Origin of the sequence: Diaphorobacter sp. LI3 (genome assembly GCF_022807955.1) — a bacterium.
Lineage (GTDB): Bacteria > Pseudomonadota > Gammaproteobacteria > Burkholderiales > Burkholderiaceae_C > Diaphorobacter > Diaphorobacter nitroreducens.
Window position 1 is genome coordinate 1,856,868 of sequence record NZ_CP094346.1, and the last position, 19,150, is coordinate 1,876,017.

Annotated in this window: 13 protein-coding genes and 1 tRNA gene; 7 read left to right on the forward strand and 7 right to left on the reverse strand. The window is 67.7% G+C overall.

Translation table 11 applies throughout. The annotated features are described in order from the left end of the window. The 5 genes from MRB47_RS08675 (at position 1) to MRB47_RS08695 (ending at position 6,403) form a co-directional block, all read left to right on the forward strand. A complete protein-coding gene (locus MRB47_RS08675; protein WP_252102452.1) occupies positions 1-1,854 on the forward strand; it encodes a methyl-accepting chemotaxis protein in 1,854 nt (617 codons plus the stop codon). Between the two features lie 88 nt (positions 1,855-1,942). Continuing rightward, the gene (gene tilS / locus MRB47_RS08680) at positions 1,943-2,950 is read left to right on the forward strand and encodes a tRNA lysidine(34) synthetase TilS (protein WP_252102453.1); all 1,008 of its coding nucleotides are present in this window, start codon (positions 1,943-1,945) and stop codon (positions 2,948-2,950) included. A gap of 37 nt (positions 2,951-2,987) precedes the next feature. Continuing rightward, positions 2,988-4,256 (forward strand): aspartate kinase, encoded by a 1,269-nt coding sequence (locus MRB47_RS08685; RefSeq protein ID WP_252102454.1) that lies wholly within the window; start codon positions 2,988-2,990, stop codon positions 4,254-4,256. Between the two features lie 45 nt (positions 4,257-4,301). Then, positions 4,302-4,394, forward strand: a tRNA-Ser gene (locus MRB47_RS08690). 101 nt (positions 4,395-4,495) lie between these two features. Beyond that, entirely contained in the window at positions 4,496-6,403 is a 1,908-nt protein-coding gene (locus MRB47_RS08695) for a hypothetical protein (RefSeq protein ID WP_252100595.1), read from the forward strand. A 580-nt stretch (positions 6,404-6,983) separates the two neighbouring features. Here the strand turns inward: MRB47_RS08695 and MRB47_RS08700 are convergent. Further along, positions 6,984-7,442: a CopD family protein gene (locus tag MRB47_RS08700; RefSeq protein ID WP_187148577.1), complete on the reverse strand. Its 459-nt coding sequence runs from the start codon at positions 7,440-7,442 to the stop codon at positions 6,984-6,986. Between the two features lie 76 nt (positions 7,443-7,518). Next, positions 7,519-9,888, reverse strand: coding sequence for a 5-methyltetrahydropteroyltriglutamate--homocysteine S-methyltransferase (gene metE / locus MRB47_RS08705; RefSeq protein WP_252102455.1), 2,370 nt, complete (start codon positions 9,886-9,888; stop codon positions 7,519-7,521). A 97-nt stretch (positions 9,889-9,985) separates the two neighbouring features. On the opposite strand from metE, the gene MRB47_RS08710 reads away from it, so the two are divergent. Further along, positions 9,986-10,915: a LysR family transcriptional regulator gene (locus MRB47_RS08710; protein ID WP_252102456.1), complete on the forward strand. Its 930-nt coding sequence runs from the start codon at positions 9,986-9,988 to the stop codon at positions 10,913-10,915. Between the two features lie 46 nt (positions 10,916-10,961). On the opposite strand, the gene MRB47_RS08715 is transcribed toward MRB47_RS08710, so the two are convergent. The 5 genes from MRB47_RS08715 to MRB47_RS08735 all read right to left on the reverse strand — a co-directional run bounded on the left by MRB47_RS08715 (position 10,962) and on the right by MRB47_RS08735 (position 17,574). Then, the gene (locus tag MRB47_RS08715; protein WP_252102457.1) at positions 10,962-11,822 is read right to left on the reverse strand and encodes an oxaloacetate decarboxylase; all 861 of its coding nucleotides are present in this window, start codon (positions 11,820-11,822) and stop codon (positions 10,962-10,964) included. A gap of 183 nt (positions 11,823-12,005) precedes the next feature. Further along, positions 12,006-13,208, reverse strand: coding sequence for a 2-methylaconitate cis-trans isomerase PrpF (gene prpF / locus MRB47_RS08720; RefSeq protein ID WP_252102458.1), 1,203 nt, complete (start codon positions 13,206-13,208; stop codon positions 12,006-12,008). Between the two features lie 13 nt (positions 13,209-13,221). Next, positions 13,222-15,894 (reverse strand): Fe/S-dependent 2-methylisocitrate dehydratase AcnD, encoded by a 2,673-nt coding sequence (gene acnD, locus MRB47_RS08725; protein ID WP_252102459.1) that lies wholly within the window; start codon positions 15,892-15,894, stop codon positions 13,222-13,224. A 106-nt stretch (positions 15,895-16,000) separates the two neighbouring features. Then, entirely contained in the window at positions 16,001-17,161 is a 1,161-nt protein-coding gene (gene prpC, locus MRB47_RS08730; RefSeq protein WP_252102460.1) for a 2-methylcitrate synthase, read from the reverse strand. Then, on the reverse strand, positions 17,158-17,574 hold the full coding sequence (locus MRB47_RS08735; RefSeq protein ID WP_252102461.1) for an acyl-CoA thioesterase: 417 nt from the start codon (positions 17,572-17,574) through the stop codon (positions 17,158-17,160). Before MRB47_RS08735 ends, prpC begins: the two co-directional genes overlap by 4 nt. Before the next feature lie 101 nt (positions 17,575-17,675). Here MRB47_RS08735 and MRB47_RS08740 point away from each other — a divergent pair, with 101 nt between their 5' ends. Next, positions 17,676-19,148, forward strand: coding sequence for a short-chain fatty acyl-CoA regulator family protein (locus tag MRB47_RS08740; protein WP_252102462.1), 1,473 nt, complete (start codon positions 17,676-17,678; stop codon positions 19,146-19,148). Positions 19,149-19,150: the final 2 nt, after the last annotated feature.

Below are 19,150 nucleotides of genomic sequence, written 5' to 3' on the forward strand. Positions count from 1 at the left end.
ATGTCTCTGTGGAAGTCTCTCAAGGGCCAGATTCTGCTGGTATCGCTGGCCTGCCTCGTGGTGGCGCTGGTCGCGCTCTCGGCGGCGAATCTGTGGACCGCCCGCTCGCACGCCCATGCGTCGCTGGCGTCCGAAACGCAGCTGCTCGCGCACAGCCATGTGGAAACGCTGCGCACCTGGGCCAACGCCAAGGCGGCCATCGTGGAGGCTGCAGGCGCGGCGCTGGATGACGAGCAGCCTCCCAAGGCGCTGCTGATGCTGTCCAAGGCGGGGGACTTCCTGGTCAGCTACTTTGGCTACGCCGACAAGCGGACGGCGTTTTCGTCGCCCCAGAACCTGCCGCCCGATTACGACCCCACCACGCGGCCCTGGTACCAGCAAGCCGCTCAGGCCAGCGGGAGCGTTCTCACCGCCCCGTATGCGGACGCGGGCGGCAACGGCCTGGTGGTGACTTTCGCGCGCGCCGCCCGCGAAGGGGGCAGCGTCAAGGCCGTGATGGCCGGCGATGTTTCGCTGGCTGCGGTGATTGCCAACGTCACCTCCATCAAGCCCACGCCGTCCAGCTACGCCTTTCTCGTCGGAGGTGACGGCGCCATCATCGCCCACCCCGACGCCAAGCTGGCGCTGAAGCCGGCGACCGACATCGCCCCCGCGCTGTCGGCGCAGGGCCTGGCCGGCATTGCGCAAAGCGGTGCGCTGCAGGCCATGGAACTGCAGGGCCGGCCCATGTTGCTGCATGTCTCCAAGGTTCCGGACACCCCTTGGATGCTGGTGATTGCCCAGGACCGTGACGAGGCGCTGGCCGCCATCTCCAGCATGCTGCGCGTTTCGCTGGTGGCCGGCATTGCGGTACTGGTTATCGCCACCCTGCTGCTGGCAGGAGTACTGGCGCGGCGCCTGCGCCAACTCACCCAGGTGCGCGACGCCATGCACCAGATTGGCGAGGGCGACGGCGACCTGTCGCGCCGCATCGACGCGCAGGGCGAGAACGAACTCGCGCAGATCGCGGGCAGTTTCAACAACTTTGCCACCAAGCTCTCGGGTGTGCTGGCGCAGATCCGGGATGCGAGCCAGTCGGTGCGTCTGGCGTCGGAAGAGATCGCCACGGGCAACCAGGACCTGTCCAGCCGCACCGAGCTGACGGCCTCCAGCCTGCAGCAGACAGCCGCCTCGATGCAGCAGCTCACCGAGACGGTGCGCCACAACGCCGACGCTGCCCGCCAGGCCAATCAGATGGTCGCGCAGGCGGCGGGGGTGGCACAGCACGGCGGCACCGTGGTGGGCAACGTGGTCAGTACCATGGAGCAGATCAATGCGGCGTCGCGCAAGATCAACGACATCATTGGCGTGATCGATGGCATCGCCTTCCAGACCAACATCCTCGCGCTGAATGCGGCCGTCGAGGCAGCGCGCGCGGGCGAGCAGGGCCGGGGCTTCGCCGTGGTGGCGGGCGAGGTGCGCAACCTGGCGCAGCGCAGCGCCGAGGCCGCGCGCGAGATCAAAGCGCTGATCGGCTCGTCGGTGGCGCAGGTGGAAGAGGGCTCGCGGCTGGTCAACGATGCGGGCACCACCATGGCAGACATCGTGCAGTCGGTGCAGCGCGTCACGGACATCATGGCCGAGATCACCGCCTCCACGAACGAGCAAAGCACCAGCATTGGCGAGGTAGGCCAAGCCGTGGCGCAGTTGGATCAGATGACCCAGCAGAACGCGGCACTGGTGGAAGAAAGCGCCGCAGCGGCGGCCAGCCTCAAAGACCAGTCCGTGCGCCTGTCCGACGTGGTGGGCACCTTCCGGCTGCACGACGAGGCCGCAAGCGCCGGTCGGGCGGCGCCGCTGGCACTGCAGCGCTAGCGTGGCGGGGCGCTGGCGCGCGCCGATAATCGGCCGCCATGCCTGCCCATACGCCACCGCGCCCGCACTGCCGCCGCAGGAGGGACGCTTGACCCAGTCGTTCGACGCCGCAGTCGCGGCCTTCCGGCCCCGTCTGCCCCTGGCCGTGGCCCTCAGCGGCGGCGCAGATTCGACGGCACTGCTGTTGGCCTGCGCAGCGCGCTGGCCGGGGCAGGTGGTGGCTTTCCACGTGCACCATGGGCTGCAGGCGGCGGCCGACGGGTTTGAGCAGCATTGCGTGGCCTTGTGTGAGCGGCTGGGCATACCGCTGTGGGTGCGCCGCGTGGATGCGCGCCACGCCGCCGGACAAAGCCCTGAAGACGCGGCGCGCCAGGCGCGTTACAAGGCTTTTGAGGCGTTGTCGCTTGACTGTCAATCGCTAGTAGCTATAAAAACAATAGCGTTGGCGCAGCATGCGGATGACCAGGTCGAGACATTGCTGCTCGCCCTATCGCGGGGCGCGGGCGTAGCCGGGCTTGCCGCCATGCCGGCGCAGTGGCAGCGCGCGGGCATGGACTGGTGCAGGCCGCTGCTGCGCGTGGCAGGCGCCGACGTGCGCGCCTGGCTGGTCGCGCGTGGCGAACGCTGGGTGGAAGACCCGACCAACGCCGACGAGCGCTTCACGCGCAACCGCATCCGCCACCAGTTGCTGCCGGCGCTGCAGCAGGCGTTCCCGCAGTTTCGTGACACCTTTGCACGCAGTTGCGAACACGCGGCGCAGGCCAGCGAACTGCTGCAGGAACTGGCCGCCGCCGATGCAGCGGCCATCGGCCAGCCGCCCCGCATTGCGGCGCTGCGTGCATTGGGAAGGGCGCGCCAGGCGAACGTGCTGCGCCACTGGCTGCGTGTGCACCACGCCACCACGCCTACGGCCGCACAGCTGAACGAATTGCTGGACCAGTTGGCCGCATGTGCCACGCGCGGGCACCGCATTCACCTGAAGGTGGGCGGGGGCTATGTGGTCCGCGAGGCGGAGGTGATCGGTTGGTACAATCAACAGGTTTTGGTCCCCATTTCCGCACGGGACGGCGGCGCGCCAGAACAGCTTTTGCAATAGCGCCGCGCATCTGCGTCCCTGCCATTCCAGAAATTCCATGGCACTGATCGTTCATAAATACGGCGGCACCTCGATGGGCTCCACCGAGCGCATCCGCAATGTCGCCAAGCGCGTGGCCAAGTGGGCGCGGGCCGGCCACCAGATGGTGGTGGTACCCAGCGCCATGAGTGGCGAGACCAACCGCCTGCTGGGCCTGGCCAAGGAGCTCACGCCCTCGCGCATTACCTCCGCCTACCACCGCGAACTCGACATGCTGGCCGCCACGGGTGAGCAGGCCTCGTCGGCCCTGCTGGCCATCGCGCTGCAGGCCGAAGGCATGGAGTCGGTGAGCTACGCCGGCTGGCAGGTGCCCGTGCGCACCGACAGCAGCTACACCAAGGCGCGCATCGAGTCCATCGACGACAAGCGCGTGCGCGCCGACCTGGACGCGGGCAAGGTCGTCATCGTCACGGGCTTCCAGGGCATCGACGAGGGCGGCAACATCACCACGCTGGGCCGCGGCGGCTCCGACACCTCGGCCGTCGCCATCGCCGCCGCGATGAAGGCGCACGAATGCCTGATCTACACCGACGTGGATGGCGTGTACACCACCGACCCGCGCGTGGTGCCCGAGGCGCGGCGCCTGACGACGCTGAGCTTCGAGGAAATGCTGGAGATGGCCAGCCTGGGCAGCAAGGTGCTGCAGATCCGGTCGGTGGAATTTGCCGGCAAGTACAAGGTGCCGCTGCGCGTGCTCTCCAGCTTCACGTCCTGGGACATCGACATCAACGAGGAAGCCAAGTCCGGCACCCTGATCACCTTTGAGGAAGACGAACAAATGGAAAAAGCCGTCGTATCCGGCATCGCTTTCACCCGCGACGAAGCCAAGATCTCCGTGATCGGCGTGCCCGACACCCCCGGTATCGCCTACCAGATCCTGGGCGCGGTGGCCGACGCCAACATCGATGTGGATGTCATCATCCAGAACATGGGCAAGGAAGGGAAGACCGACTTCAGCTTCACGGTGAATCGGAATGACTACCAACGCACCATCGATCTGTTGAAAGACAAGGTGCTGCCCCAACTGGGCGCCGAGGAAATCGTGGGCGATGCCAAGATCGCGAAGGTCAGCATCGTTGGCATCGGCATGCGCAGCCATGTGGGCGTGGCCAGCAATATGTTCCGCGCGCTGAGCGAAGAGGGCATCAACATCAAGATGATCTCCACGTCGGAAATCAAGACCTCCGTGGTGATCGACGAGAAGTACGTGGAACTGGCCGTGCGTACGCTGCACAAGGCGTTCGAGCTGGACCAGGCTGCCGCCTGAAGTTTCGCCGGAATGGCCTTGAAATGAGGCTACAATAGCGGGATTGGAAACGTGACCGAGTGGCCGAAGGTGCTCCCCTGCTAAGGGAGTATGGGGTGTAGAGCCTCATCGAGGGTTCGAATCCCTCCGTTTCCGCCAAACAAAAAACGCGCCTTCATGGCTAGCCGTTCTGTTAAAGTGTTGCTAAGAAAGCTGTAATGGCTCAAAATTCCGCCCTAGTCAACGACTAGGGCGTTTCTTTGTCCAAGGAAAAATCTCATCCAACTTCAGTAAAGCCGACTAAGTGGCCGCCTAGATTTCCGCCGGCCGCGGCGGGTATTCAAGTCAATCACTGCAAGAACCCCAAGTGCGGTAACTTCGGCGTACCGCCCAAGCTTGCGGTTGCCCGAGGCGGGGCCGGTACTCCAGCTTCTTCCGTTGGCCCAGGCGACTACACCGTGGTCGCTACCGGTAAGGACCAGCCGGCACTGAAGTGCCGCCTGTGCGAGGAAATCACCCCTATGCAGAGCAACTTGGCGATTGCCGAGGAGCTTATGCGCATGTCGGAGTACCTTGAACCAGTACTCCCGCAGTGTCCGAACGAGGCCTGCTCTCTATCGGAGGGGGCGCCATCCCTTGAGAATGTGACTCGCTTCGGCACCAACGCCCACGGAACTCCCCGGTTCAAGTGTGTCGGCTGCAAGAAGGCGTTCTCCTTCGGCGGCCGGTCAACCAAGCGCCAACGTCGCAGTCACTCCAATCGCGATATCTTGGTGCATCTGATGAACGCCATGCCGCTGCGGCGCATCATCAAGGTCCTCGATATCTCCCCCAGCCAGCTATACGACCGCATCGACTTCCTCTATGAGCAGGCCCAGATGTTCGCCGGCGAGCGTGAGCGAACCCTCATGGGACGCGACGACCTAGGCTCAAGATATCTGTCGGTTGACCGGCAAAAGCTGGTGGTGAACTGGCACTCTAAGAAGGTGCGAAAGAACACACTTTTGCTGTCCATTGCAACGGCCGACCAGGCTACGGGCTATGTGTTCGGGGTCAACGTCAACTTTGACCCTGCGCTGGACTCTGCTGACGTAGAGAAGGACATGGTTCGCTTTGGCGACCATGCACTTGCCAGAGCGTTTCGCCGCTACGCGAGAGTCTGGCTACCGGCTGATTGGAATGCTGCGGCTGAGAGGGCGGCGCCTCGCGGAGGTACCTCCCGAAAGCCTATGGAATCGGTCATCGAAGAGACGTACGACGCAGCCTTAGGTCGCCCCGATATAGAAGATGGTGAAGGCCCCGCGAACTCATCCCGTGCCCCCGTAAAGGGCATGCTGCTGCATGAGCAAGTGGTGATGTACGCCCACATCCAGCTTGTCACTCGACTGCTCTGCCGTGCCAAGAAGATTCGCTTCTTCACAGACCAGGAGTCGGGCATACGTGCGGCCATTCTGACGGCCGTGCCGAAAAGGGTTCTGGACCGGACGGCTGACGCTTTCTATGTCAAGGTGCTCAAAGATATGTCAGTGGACATGAAGCGCGCGCTGGTTGGTGCAACCAAGCGGCGTCTGGCGCGCTTAGCGGAGAAATACGGGGTAACCCCTGAGGCTGCAGAACTTCTGGCTGCCGAGGAAGAACTGGCGCGCATGGTTGCCATCGGCAAGTGGGGGGACCGCTGGTTCCGCCATCCCATATCGGAGATGCGTGAGCCTGAGAAATCCGTTTGCTGGCTGACCGATATCGACCCGGTCGAAACCGAACCGGACAAGCGTCGGCTCCAGCTTAGCCACCAGGCGCTACTGCACCTGAAAGCCACCCTTACCGCTGTCGACCGCTTCTTTATGCAGGTCCGGCGAGGCCTCACGCTGGCAGAACGCGCGGTGGCCAGCGCCAACACCGACCGACGTCTCTGGTTCGGGAAGAGCGCCTACAACCCCGAAGTCCTGGTGAAGGTGCTCGGCATCTTCCGGACGTACTTCAACTACTGCGAGGTTGGCCGGGACGGGAAAACGCCGGCAATGCGGCTGGGGCTGGCGCGCGGACCCATAGCGCCCGAAGACATCATCTATTTCACTCCCGAACCGCCCGAAAGACGCCGCGCGCCTGCCGCTCGGTCGCTCAAGCCCTCCGGCCCCGTGGCTCACGCAAGCGAGTCACTTGCCGCGTAGGACCCGTAGTTCGAGGTGAGCTTGGTCCGCAGTCAGGGAGCTCACTCGCACTTGGTAGACAGAGAGGGGGGCTCCCGATTCAGGCCCCGAGGACTCTTCCCATTCGGCTACACCCCCTTCACCCTCGCCGCTCACCGAGGAAAGGTACGGGCTCCGCCCTGTGCAGGCCAGCACTACTGCCGGGGCTAGGGTCATCCGCGGCAGAATACCGGTTGGTTTGACCCAATTTGTTACTTCAGCGCCTCTGATAAGGACACGACAAGGCTGGCTGCCATTGTCTCGCCAAGCCTCAACGCTCAGAGAGACAGTCCGATTGCCGTATGCCACGGGAGTGCTGCCCCTGAAGTCCGGAGCGGGCTCGTCGTTGCAGGCAGTGAGGAAGCTGGCGGCACACACGAGCGCGACGCCTAGGGAAAGGGGCTTGAAATTCAGCATGTCCCTTATAGCGACCAAAGAAACGAAGCCCCTCGTGCCGAAGCAGAGGGGCTTGAATCAAGGGCTTAGCAACACCTTAACGGAACGGCTAGGCCTTCATGGCGCGTTTTTTTATGCCGGCGGCGATGTGGTGCCGCCGCGCGTCTCACATCAGCAGCGTCAGCACCACAATCACTACGCCGATGAGCAGGTTCACGCCAACCCAGGTGCGGATGCTTGCCAGCGCCAGGCCGCCTGCAGGCCAGTCGGAGGCGGCGACGGCCTGCTCCAGGCGGCTGAGCAGCGCGAAGTAGATGTAGGCGAAGATGCCCATCATCACGATGCCGAGGGTCGCCATGATGGTCCAGTCCAGCGGCATCGAGAAGGCGCCGCCCGCGCCGATGCTCACCGCGCCGATCATGCCCAGCCCGCTCGTCAGCACGGCCACGATGGCGATGGCGACCGCGCCCAGGAAGCGCTGCAGCACGCCGTGCATCAGCGCCACGCGCTGCGGCGGCTCCAGCATCTGTACGGCGGGGCGCAGGAAGAAATGGGCGAAGACCATGCCGCCGATCCAGACGATGATCGACAGCACGTGGGTGAGCTTGAGGGCGTTATAGAGCATGGCGGCGCATTGTGCCGCCATGCCGGTCGATGCGGGCCATGCACTGACGCGGCGCAGGGTTGATGGTTGCCCGCCGTCAAGCGGAGGCCATGGCGGAGCGCAGTGCCCGCGCGGCCTGCACCATGTGGCGCAGCGCGGCCTCGGTCTCGGGCCAATTGCGGGTCTTGAGGCCGCAGTCAGGGTTGACCCAGAGGTTGCGTGCGGGCACGACCTCGGCCGCCTTGCGCAGCAGGCGCGCCATCTCCTGCGAGCCGGGTATGCGTGGCGAATGGATGTCGTAGACGCCGGGGCCGATCTCGTTGGGGTATTTGAAACTGCCGAAGCCCCGCAGCAGTTCCATGTCGGAGCGGCTGGTCTCGATGGTGATGACGTCGGCGTCCATGGCGGCGATCTCGGGCAGGATGTCGTTGAACTCGCTGTAGCACATGTGGGTGTGGATCTGCGTCGTGTCCTGCACGCCGCAGGCACTGATGCGGAAGGCCCGCGTGGCCCAGTCCAGGTACGGTTTCCAGCCTGTGCGGCGCAACGGCAGGCCTTCGCGGATGGCGGGCTCGTCAATCTGCACGATGGCGATCCCGGCGGCCTCCAGATCCACCACCTCGTCCCGAATGGCCCAGGCAATCTGCTCGCAGGTGCGGCTGCGCGGCTGGTCGTCGCGCACGAAGGACCACTGCAGGATGGTCACCGGCCCCGTGAGCATGCCTTTCAGGGGTTTGTCCGTGAGGCTTTGGGCGTAGACGGTCCAGTCGACCGTCATGGCATGCGGGCGGGCCACGTCGCCGTAAAGCACGGGGGGCTTGACGCAGCGCGAGCCGTAGCTCTGCACCCAGCCATTGGCCGTGAAGGCGAAGCCGTCCAGCTGCTCGCCGAAGTACTCCACCATGTCGTTACGCTCGGCCTCGCCGTGCACCAGCACGTCCAGGCCCAGTTCCTCCTGCTTGCGCACGGCGTGTTCGATCTCGGCGCGCATCTGTGCCTGGTATTCGGCCTCACCCAGTACGCCACGGCGGTGGGCTGCACGTGCGGCGCGGATGGCCGGGGTCTGCGGGAAGGATCCGATGGTGGTGGTGGGCAGCGGCGGCAGACGCAGGCGCGCGCGCTGCGCCTGCTGGCGTGTGGGGAAGGGCGAGCGGCGCCGGTCGCAGCCCTCGGGTGCCGCCTCCAGGCGGGCGGCCACGGCGGGGCGGTGCACGCGCGGGCTGGCACGGCGACTGGCGATGGCGGCGCGCGCGGCGGCCAGGCGCGGGTCGTTGCCGGCCACGCGGCCGTCCAGCAGGCCGGCGATCAGGGCCACCTCGTCCAGCTTCTCGGTGGCGAAGGCGAGCCAGCCGCGCAGCTCGGGGTCCAGCGCATCCTCGCCCGCCAGGCTGACGGGCACATGCAGCAGCGAACACGAGGGCGCCACCCACAGCGGTCCGGTGTGTTTGGCGGCCACGGGGCGCAGCAGGGCCAGGGCCGCGTCGGGGTCGGTACGCCAGATGTTGCGACCGTCCACCACGCCCACCGACAGCACCTTGTAGGCCGGCAACCAGTCGGCCACGCCCGTCAGCTCCTGCGGGGCGCGCACGGCGTCCACGTGCAGGCCGGCCACGGGCAACTGGCAGGCCAGGCGCAGATGGGTCTCCAGGGGCGAGAAGTAGGTGGCCAGCAGCACCTGTGGGCCAGCCTTGCCGAGCTGCCAGTACGCGGGCTCGAAGGCCTGCGTCCAGCTGGCAGGCAGGTCCAGGCCCAGGATGGGCTCGTCGATCTGCACCCACTCCACGCCCTCGGCCTTCAGGCGCGCGAGTATCTGCGCGTACACGGGCAGCAGGCGGTCCAGCAGGTCCAACCGGTCGAATGGGGCTTCGCCTTTCTCCTTGGACAGCCAGAGGAAAGTGAGCGGCCCCACAAGCTGCGCCTTGACGCGGTGGCCCAGCGCCTGGGCTTCGGCCACTTCGGCGAACAGGCGCTCGCTGCCCAGGCGGAACGCAGTGTCGGCGTGCAGTTCGGGCACGAGGTAGTGGTAGTTGGTGTCGAACCACTTCGTCATCTCCAGCGCGGGCTGGCCTTCGCCGGGATGCGGCGCGTGCGCACAGCCTGCGCCGCAGGTGCTACCGGGGGCGTGGTCGCCATGGCCCGACAGCGTCTGCACGCCCCGCGCCATGGCGAAGTAGCGTGCCAGCTCCGGCGTGCCGGGGGTGAAGCCAAACCGCGAGCTTTCGCAACCCAGCAGTTGGATGTGGTGGGCCATGTGGTCGTAGTAGGCGAAGTCGCCCACGGTCGCGAAGGCCAGGCCCGCGTCGCGCTGGGCCTGCCAGTGGCGTGCGCGCAGTTGGGCGCCCACGGCTTCGAGCGCGGCGGCGTCGATCTCGCCGCGCCAATGGCGCTCCAGCGCCAGTTTCAGTTCGCGCTGCGCGCCCATGCGGGGAAAGCCCAGCGTATGGGTGAGGATGGGGGAAGCGGCCATGGTGCGGAAGTCCTTGTGCAAGAGAAAACCGCGATGGTCGGCTAAGCGTGTTTATGATTCAAACGAAAGTTTTGTCTTTTCAGCTTGAATAGTTTTAATGATGCAATCCATCCTGGAGATCCGCCATCTGCGCACGCTGCAGGCCCTGCGTGATAGCGGCAGCCTGGTGCGGGCGGCGCAGCTGCTCAACCTCACGCAATCGGCGCTGTCGCACCAAATCAAGCTGCTGGAGGACCGCTACGGCACGCCGCTGTTTGAGCGCAAGTCCGTGCCGCCGCAGTTCAGCGCCACCGGCGCGCGGCTGCTGCAACTGGCCGATGCCGTGCTGCCGCAGGTGGAAACGGCTGAGCGTGACGTAGCGCGCCTGTCCCAAGGGCAGGGCGGGCAAATGCGCATCGCCGTGGAATGCCATACCTGTTTTGACTGGCTGATGCCCGCCATGGACGCCTTCCGCGCACGCTGGCCCGAGGTGGAACTGGACATCGTGAGCGGCTTCCACGCCGACCCCGTGGGCCTGCTGCACCAGGGCCGGGCGGACCTGGCCATCGTCTCCGAGCTGGACGCCGGGGAGGCGGGCGCCGTGGACTACCACCCCCTGTTCGGCTTCGAGGTCCGCGCGTTGCTGGCCCACGGCCACCCGTTGCTGGACAAGCCCTTTCTGCAGGCCCAGGACTTCGCGGACCAGACCCTCATCACCTATCCGGTACCCGACGAGATGCTGGACCTCGTGCGCCAGGTGCTGGAGCCCGCCGGCGTGCGCCCGCCCCGGCGCACCTCCGAGCTGACGGTGGCCATGCTGCAGCTCGTGGCCAGCGGCCGGGGCGTGGCCGCCCTGCCACTGTGGGCGGTGCAAGGCTACCTGGACCGGGGCTACGTGGCCGCGCGCCCCATCGGCGCGCGGGGCCTGCGCGGCGAACTGCACGCGGCCTGCCTGCCGCAGCTCTCGCCCAGGCCCTTCCTGCAGGACTTCGTGCGCGTGACGCGCGAGACGAGTTTCGTCACGCTCAAGGGGGTGGAGTTGCTGTAGTTTTGATAGCTGCTTGCGCTTGTCAGGTAAGCGCTAGCGCCTGATTTCATGCGTATTTCTTTTCAAGCGCATCCCAGAACGGTTTGCCCACCAGCCGCTGGCGCTCGGCGAACGGGGCGACCAGCGTGGGGTCTTCGCGCACCTCGCGCGCGTCGCGCAACTGGGCCAGCACTTTTTGCATGCCGGCCACGGCGCCTTGCAGCGCGGCGTTGGCGTACAGCACGAAGCCGTAGCCCAGGCGACCCAGTTCGTCCGCGCCCACGATGGGTGTCTTGCCGCCGATCACCATGTTCATGAGCTGGGGCACTTGCAGGCGCTGGGGCAGGGCGCGCACATGCTCGGCCGTGGTGACGGCCTCGACGAAGAGGATGTCGGCGCCCGCTTCGGCGTACGCCTGCGCGCGCTCCACGGCGGCGTCGAAGCCATGCACGGCGGCGGCGTCGGTGCGCGCCATGACCAGCAGGCCGTCGCGCCGCGCATCCACAGCGGCGCGGATCTTGCTCACCATCTCGCTGGTCTCGATCACGGCCTTGCCGCTGAAGTGGCCGCAGCGCTTGGGGCTCACCTGGTCTTCGAGCTGGATGCAGTCGGCGCCGGCGCGCTCCAGCGTGCGCACGGCGTGGTAGGTGTTGAGGGCGTTGCCGAAGCCCGTGTCCGCGTCCACGATCAGCGGTAGCTCCACCGCGTCGCGGATGCGGGCCGTGTGGTTGGCGATGTCGGTCAGTCCCATGAAGCCCTGGTCGGGCAGGCCGAACCCCATGTTGGTGACGCCCGCGCCGGTGATGTAGAGGGCCTCGTAGCCCAGATCTTCGATGACTTTGGCCGACAGTGCGTTGAACGCGCCCGGCACGATGACGCCGCGCCGGGCTTCGGCCAGGGCCTTGAGTTGTTGCTTGGTGGACTGCATGGCTGTTTCCTTCAGGGAGGGTGCTCTGCGCGCGCATGGAACGCATTGCTGAAATCGGGTGCGCCCCCGGCCGGGGCTAGCGGCCGCGGTGCGGGGGCCTGTGCCGGCCGCGCCGCGCTGCCGCGCTGGCGGCGGCCCCCTTGCCGCGCGAAGCGGGGGAGAAGGGGGACATGACGAAGTTGCTCACGGGGTTGGCGGCACTCTCACCCAGCCTTCCATCAGGGTGCGGGCGCTGCGGCTCATGAGGGCCTTGGTGACGCGCCACTGGCCGTTCACCAGCGCGGCCTCGGCCCCCACGCGCAGCGTGCCCGAGGGGTGGCCGAACCGCACCGATCCCGGCACGGCGGTGCGCGGGCCCCCGCCGGCCGCCTGGTGGACCAGCGTGCCGGGGACGGCGGCAGCGGCGCCGATGGCCACGGCCGCCGTGCCCATCATGGCGTGGTGCAGCTTGCCCATGGACAGTGCGCGCACCAGCAGGTCGATGTCGGCCGCGCGCACCGCCTTGCCGCTGGAGGCGACGTAGTCCGCCGGCGGCGCGACGAAGGCGAGTTTGGGCGTGTGCTGGCGCGTGGCGGCCTCTGCCACGTCGTGGATCAGGCCCATCTTGACTGCGCCCCAGGCGCGGATGGCCTCGAAGCGGGCCAGGGCCGCGGCATCGCCATTGATCGCGTCCTGCAGCTCGGTGCCGGTGCAGCCGACGTCCCTGGCGTTCAGGAAGATGGTCGGGATGCCCGCGTTGATGAGCGTGGCCTGCAAGCGGCCCACGCCTGGCACGTCCAGCGTATCGACCAGCTGTCCGGTGGGGAACAGGGCACTGCCGCCGCCTTCGCCTCCTTCACCGCCATCGGCCGGGTCGAGGAATTCGAGCAACACCTCGGCGGCGGGGAAGGCCACGCCGTCCAGCGCAAAGTCGCCCGCCTCCTGCACCTGGCCACCTGCGACGGGTACGTGGGCGACGATGGTCTTGCCGATGTTGGCCTGCCAGATGCGCACGGTGCACACGCCGTCGTGCGGAATGCGCCCGGGCGCGACCAGGCCGCTGGCGATGGCGAACGGCCCCACGGCGGCCGACAGGTTGCCGCAGTTGCCGCTCCAGTCCACGAAGGGGCTGTCGATGGCGACCTGGCCGAACAGATAGTCCACGTCATGCCCGGGCCGGGTGGAGGGCGAGACGATCACCGCCTTGGACGTGGACGAGGTGGCGCCGCCCATGCCGTCGATCTGTTTGCCGTAGGGGTCGGGGCTGCCGATCACGCGCAGTAGCAGCGCGTCGCGCGCTGCGCCGGGCTGCTGCGCCGCCGCGGGCAAATCTTGCAGGCGAAAGAACACGCCCTTGCTGGTGCCGCCGCGCAGGTAGGTGGCGGGGATCCTGATCTGTGGTGCCATGTTTGCTCTTGTTTTAATAGCTGGTTGCGCTTATCAGACGGGCGCTGGAAGCTGATTGGGCCAGAAAGTCCTGGGCGAAGCGCTGCAGCACGCCCCCCGCTTCGTAGACCGAGACTTCCTCGGCAGTGTCGAGCCGGCAGGTGACGGGCACCTGCTGCGTCTCGCCCTGCGCGCGGCGGATGGCAAGGATGACGGTGGCGCGCGGCGTGAGGGCGCCGGCCACGTCGTAGGTTTCGGTGCCGTCCAACTGCAGCGTGTGGCGGTTGGTGCCGGGCAGGAACTCCAGCGGCAGCACCCCCATGCCGATGAGGTTGGTGCGGTGGATGCGCTCGAAGCCCTCGGCCACCACCGCCTCCACCCCCGCCAGCCGCACGCCCTTGGCGGCCCAGTCGCGGCTCGACCCCTGGCCGTAGTCGGCCCCGGCAATGATGACCAGCGGCTGGCGGCGGTGCAGGTAGGTCTCGATGGCCTCCCACATGCGCGTCACGCGGCCCTCGGGCTCGATGCGGGCGAGCGAGCCCTTTTGCACCTGGCCGTTCACCACCGCCATCTCGTTGACGAGTTGCGGGTTGGCGAACGTGGCGCGCATCGCCGTGAGGTGGTCGCCCCGGTGCGTGGCGTAGGAGTTGAAGTCCTCCTCGGGCACGCCCATGCGGGCCAGGTATTCGCCCGCCGCGCTGGCGGGCAGGATGGCGTTGGACGGCGAGAGGTGATCGGTGGTGATGTTGTCGCCCAGCAGCGCCAGCGGGCGCATGCCCTGGAGGGTGCGCGGGTAGGCAGCCAGCGCGCCCACGCCTTCGGCGTCCCAGTAGGGCGGGCGGCGGATGTAGGTGGACTGCGGGCGCCAGTCGTACTGCGGCGCGGCCTTTTCACCGTCGTCCTTGCGGATGGCGAACATGGGCTCGTACACGGCGCGGAACTGCTCGGGCTTGACGGCGCGGGCGACGATGGCGTCGATCTCCTCGTCGCTGGGCCACAGGTCGTGCAAGCGGATTTCGCGGCCCTCCACCACTGCCAGCACGTCGCGCTCGATGTCGAAGCGCACCGTGCCCGCGATCGCGTAGGCCACCACCAGCGGCGGCGATGCCAGGAAGGCTTGGCTCGCATAGGGGTGGATGCGCCCGTCGAAGTTGCGGTTGCCCGAGAGCACGGCGGTGGCGTAGAGCTTGCGGTCAAGGATCTCCTGCTGGATGCGCGGGTCCAGCGCGCCGCTCATGCCGTTGCAGGTGGTGCAGGCAAAGCCCACGATGCCAAAGCCCAGCGCCTGCAGATCAGAGAGCAGGTCGGCCTCCTGCAGGTACAGCTCCACCGCCTTGGAGCCGGGCGCGAGCGAGGTCTTGACCCAGGGCTTGCGCCGCAGGCCCAGGCGGCGGGCGTTGCGCGCCAGCAGGCCGGCGGCGATCACGTTGCGCGGGTTGCTGGTGTTGGTGCAACTGGTGATGGCGGCGATGACGACCGCACCGTCGGGCAGCAGGCCCCTGGCTTCCTCGACGCGGGCCCTCTCCAGCATGCTGGCATCGGCAATGCCGCGCTCCACCAGCGCGGTGGCGGGCAAGCGCCGGTGCGGGTTGCTGGGGCCGGCCATGTTGCGCACCACGCTGGACAGGTCGAAGTGCAGCGTGCGCTCGTACCGCACCTCGCGCAGGGAATCGGCCCACAGACCGGCGGCTTTGGCGTAGGTCTCCACCAGCCGCACCTGGTCTTCCGCGCGGTCCGTCAGGCGCAGGTAATCGGTGGTCTGCGCGTCGATGTAGAACAGCGCGGCGGTGGCGCCGTATTCGGGGCACATGTTGCTGATGGTGGCGCGGTCGCCGATCGAGAGGCTGTCCGCGCCCTCGCCGAAGAATTCCACATAGGCGCCCACCACCTTTTGGTGGCGCAGGAACTCGGTCAGCGCCAGCGCGATGTCGGTCGCGGTAATCCCCGGCTGGCGTTTGCCGCGCAGTTGCACGCCTACGATGTCGGGCAGGCGCATCCAGCTGGCGCGGCCTAGCATCACGGCCTCGGCCTCCAGCCCGCCCACGCCCACGGCGATCACGCCCAGCGCGTCCACATGGGGGGTGTGGCTGTCGGTGCCCACGCAGGTGTCGGGAAAGGCGACCTTGCCCTGTCCATCGTCCTGCACGTGCACGACGGGCGACATTTTTTCCAGATTGATCTGGTGCATGATCCCGTTGCCCGCCGGGATGACCTGCACATTGGCGAAGGCCTTCTTCGTCCACTCGATGAAGTGAAAGCGGTCCTCGTTGCGGCGGTCCTCGATGGCGCGGTTCTTGGTGAACGCCTCGGGGTCATGGCCGCCGCACTCCACGGCCAGCGAGTGGTCCACGATGAGCTGCACCGGCACCACCGGGTTCACGGCGGCGGGGTCGCCGCCCTGCTGGGCGATGGCGTCGCGCAGGCCCGCCAGATCGACCAGCGCGGTCTGGCCCAGGATGTCGTGGCACACCACGCGCACGGGGTACCAGGGAAAGTCCAGGTCGCGCCGGCGTTCGATCAGCTGGCGCAGGTAGTCCGGCAACTGCGCCGGGTCGGCGCGGCGCACCAGGTTCTCGGCGTGCACGCGGGCGGTGTAAGGCAGCGTGGCCCAGGCGCCGGGGCTGAGCCGCTCGACGGCCTCGCGCGCGTCGTAGAACTGCAGCGCCGTGCCGGGCAGGGGTTTGCGGTGGGCGGTGTTCGTGGTCATCGTGGTGCTCTTGTTGTGATAGCTGCTGGCGCTTTCCTGTCAACAGATTTCATGCGAAAAGTGCTGGAGATACAGTAAAGACAAGCGCTGCCAGCTATGGTTTTTGTCAAACGCGTTCCTCGATGGGCACGAACTTCTGGTCGTCGGGGCCGGTGTAATGGGCGCTGGGGCGGATGATCTTGTTGTCCGCGCGCTGCTCGATCACGTGCGCCGCCCAGCCGCTGGTGCGGGCGATGACGAACAGCGGCGTGAACATGGCGGTGGGCACCTGCATCATGTGGTAGCTCACGGCGCTGAACCAGTCCAGGTTGGGGAACATCTGCTTTTCCTGCCACATCACGCGCTCCAGCCGCTCGGCGATGTCGTACATCTTGGTCGAGCCGGCGGCATCCGACAGGCGCTTGGCCACGGCCTTGATGACCCCGTTGCGCGGGTCGCTCACGGTGTAGACCGGGTGGCCGAAGCCGATCACCACCTCCTTGGCTTGCACGCGGCGGCGGATGTCGGCCTCGGCCGCGTCGGGCGTGTCGTAGCGCTTCTGGATCTCGAAGGCCACTTCGTTCGCGCCGCCGTGCTTGGGCCCGCGCAACGCACCGATGGCGCCGGCGATGCAGGAATACAGGTCGCTGCCCGTGCCGGCGATCACGCGCGCGGCGAAGGTGCTGGCGTTGAACTCGTGCTCGGCGTACAGGTTCAGCGACGTGTGCATGGCGCGCACCCAGCCGTCCGAGGGCTTGTCGCCGTGCAGCAGGTGCAGGAAATGCCCGCCGATGGAGTCGTCCTGTGTCTCCACCGCGATGCGCCGGCCCGAGTTGCTGAAGTGGTACCAGTACAGCAGCATGCTGCCCAGCGATGCCAGCAGCCGGTCCGCGATGTCGCGGCTGCCGGCCAGGTTGTGGTCGTCTTTCTCGGGCAGGGCGCAGCCCAGGGCGGATACGCCGGTGCGCATCACGTCCATGGGGTGGCTGGCCGCGGGCAGTTGCTCCAGAGCGGCCTTCACGCTGCCGGGCAGACCGCGCAGCGCACGCAGCCGGGCCTTGTAGGCGCGCAGTTCGGCGCGCGTGGGCAGCTTGCCGTGCACCAGCAGGTGGGCGATCTCCTCGAACTCGCAGACCTCGGCGATGTCCAGGATGTCGTAGCCGCGGTAGTGCAGATCGTTGCCGCTCCTGCCCACGGTGCACAGCGCGGTGGTGCCGGCGGCCACGCCCGAGAGGGCGACGGATTTCTTGGCCCGCGGGAGGGCGGCTGCGGTGTCGGTGGTGCTCATCGAGTCTCCTGTCGGAAGGGGTGTGGCGGGGTGTTCAGGTAGGTATGCGCGATGGCCGTGGGCCGCCCGTGGGCGTTCACGGCCACCATCTCGAAGACGCCCTGCAGGGCCAGCTCGTCGGGGCAGCCCGGTGCCTGGGCCAGGCCGTGCACGCACACGGTGAGCGAGCTGCGCCCCACGCGGCTGACCCAGGCGCGCAGCGCCAGCGCCCGCCCCACGGGCACGGGGGCGCAGAACTGCACGCCGGTGACGGCGGCCATCACCACGTCGCAGCCGGCGGCATCGCGCGCGGCCAGGAAGGCGGCGCGCGCCATGCGCTCCAGCCCCTGGCCGGCGAACAGCGTGCCGTGGTGGTTGGCATGGGCGGGGAAGACCATGTCGCGGGTTTCGAGGGTGCCTGTGGGGCTTGTCATGCTTCGCAATCTACGCACAATGGATGCCCCCTGTAAGCCCTGAATTGGCGAAAGATTGCGAAGGTTTGCGGGGTGTTTTGCAAAGTTTGCGAAAGATTGGAATGAAAAAAACCTTCATGGGTGTGCGCTTGCGCCGCCTGCGCGAGGAGAGGGGCCTGACCCAGGTGGCGCTGGCGCGGGCGCTGGAGATTTCCGCCAGCTACCTGAACCAGATCGAGCAGAACCAGCGCCCGCTGACGGTGCCGGTGCTGCTCAAGATCAACGCGGTGTTCGGCGTGGACGTGCAGCACTTTTCAGAGGGCGACGAGGCGCGCCTGATCGCCGGGTTGCGCGACGTGCTGGCCGACCTGCCGCCCGGCGCGCCGGCCGATGCCGTCTCGCTGGCCGAGGTGCGCGAGCTGGCCGCCAACATGCCCGCCGTGGCGCGCGTGCTGCTGGCGCTGCACCGCGGCCGCGCCGAGGCGCGCGAGCGCCTGGAGGCGCTGGCCGCGCACTATGGCGACGAGCGCGGCGGCGCGGCCAGCACGGCGCAGACCCCGCCCATGGCGTATGAGGAGGTGCGCGACTTCTTCTTCGCGCGCCACAACCACATCGCCGAGCTGGATGACGCGGCCGAGCACCTGGCCGCCCAGTGGCGGCTGGTGCCTGGCGCGGCCGGCGCCGCGCTGCAGGCGCGACTGGAGCAGGCCCACGGTGTGCGTGTGGCGCTGCTGCAGGGCGGCGACGGCGACGAGGCAGGCGAGGGCGCCGCCGTGCAGCGGCGCTTCGATGCCACCGCACGCGTGCTGTACCTGTCGCCCACGCTGCAGGGCGCGCAGCGCGCTTTCCAGATGGCGACGCAACTGGCCTTTCTGGAAGTGCCGCACCTGCTGCAGCACAGCGTGGAGGGCGCGGCGCTGTCGGGCGAGGCGGCGCGCACGCTGGCGCGCATCGGCCTGGCCAACTACTTCGCGGGCGCGCTGCTGCTGCCCTACGGCGCCTTCTTGCGGACGGCCGAGGCGCTGCACTACGACATCGAGCGCCTGGGCCAGCACTGGGGCGTGGGCTTCGAGACGGTGTGCCACCGCCTGTCCACCCTGCAGCGCCCCGGCGCGCGCGGCGTGCCGTTCTTCTTCATCCGCGTGGACCGGGCGGGCAACATCAGCAAGCGCCAGTCGGCCACGCACTTTCACTTCAGCAAGATCGGCGGCACCTGCCCGCTGTGGAACGTGTACGAGGCCTTTGCCCAGCCCGGGCGCATCGTGCGGCAGCTGGCGCGCATGCCCGACGGGCGCGTGTACCTGTGGATCGCGCGCACCGTCACGCGCAGCACCGGCGGTTGGGGCGCGCCGGGCAAGACCTTCTCGGTGGCGCTGGGCTGCGACGTGCAGCACGCGGGCCAACTGGTCTATGCGCGCGGGCTGGACCTGGCCGACCCCGAGGCGCCGGTGCCCATCGGCATGGGCTGCAAGGTGTGCGAGCGCACCGCATGCCCGCAGCGCGCATTTCCGCCGGTGGGCCGGCCGCTGGAGGTGAACGAGGACATGGCGGGCTTTACGCCATACCGGGTCAGCGGGGCGGCCAAGGGCGCCTGACA

Bases quoted from the DNA above. Each gene is read 5' to 3' on its own strand.
- MRB47_RS08675 (WP_252102452.1), top strand. From the start codon at position 1: ATGTCTCTGTGGAAGTCTCTCAAGGGCCAGATTCTGCTGGTATCGCTG.
- MRB47_RS08700 (WP_187148577.1), bottom strand. From the start codon at position 7,442: ATGCTCTATAACGCCCTCAAGCTCACCCACGTGCTGTCGATCATCGTC.
- MRB47_RS08710 (WP_252102456.1), top strand. From the start codon at position 9,986: ATGATGCAATCCATCCTGGAGATCCGCCATCTGCGCACGCTGCAGGCC.
- MRB47_RS08740 (WP_252102462.1), top strand. From the start codon at position 17,676: ATGAAAAAAACCTTCATGGGTGTGCGCTTGCGCCGCCTGCGCGAGGAG.
- acnD (WP_252102459.1), bottom strand. From the start codon at position 15,894: ATGACCACGAACACCGCCCACCGCAAACCCCTGCCCGGCACGGCGCTG.
- prpF (WP_252102458.1), bottom strand. From the start codon at position 13,208: ATGGCACCACAGATCAGGATCCCCGCCACCTACCTGCGCGGCGGCACC.
- MRB47_RS08685 (WP_252102454.1), top strand. From the start codon at position 2,988: ATGGCACTGATCGTTCATAAATACGGCGGCACCTCGATGGGCTCCACC.
- prpC (WP_252102460.1), bottom strand. From the start codon at position 17,161: ATGAGCACCACCGACACCGCAGCCGCCCTCCCGCGGGCCAAGAAATCC.
- MRB47_RS08715 (WP_252102457.1), bottom strand. From the start codon at position 11,822: ATGCAGTCCACCAAGCAACAACTCAAGGCCCTGGCCGAAGCCCGGCGC.
- MRB47_RS08735 (WP_252102461.1), bottom strand. From the start codon at position 17,574: ATGACAAGCCCCACAGGCACCCTCGAAACCCGCGACATGGTCTTCCCC.
- metE (WP_252102455.1), bottom strand. From the start codon at position 9,888: ATGGCCGCTTCCCCCATCCTCACCCATACGCTGGGCTTTCCCCGCATG.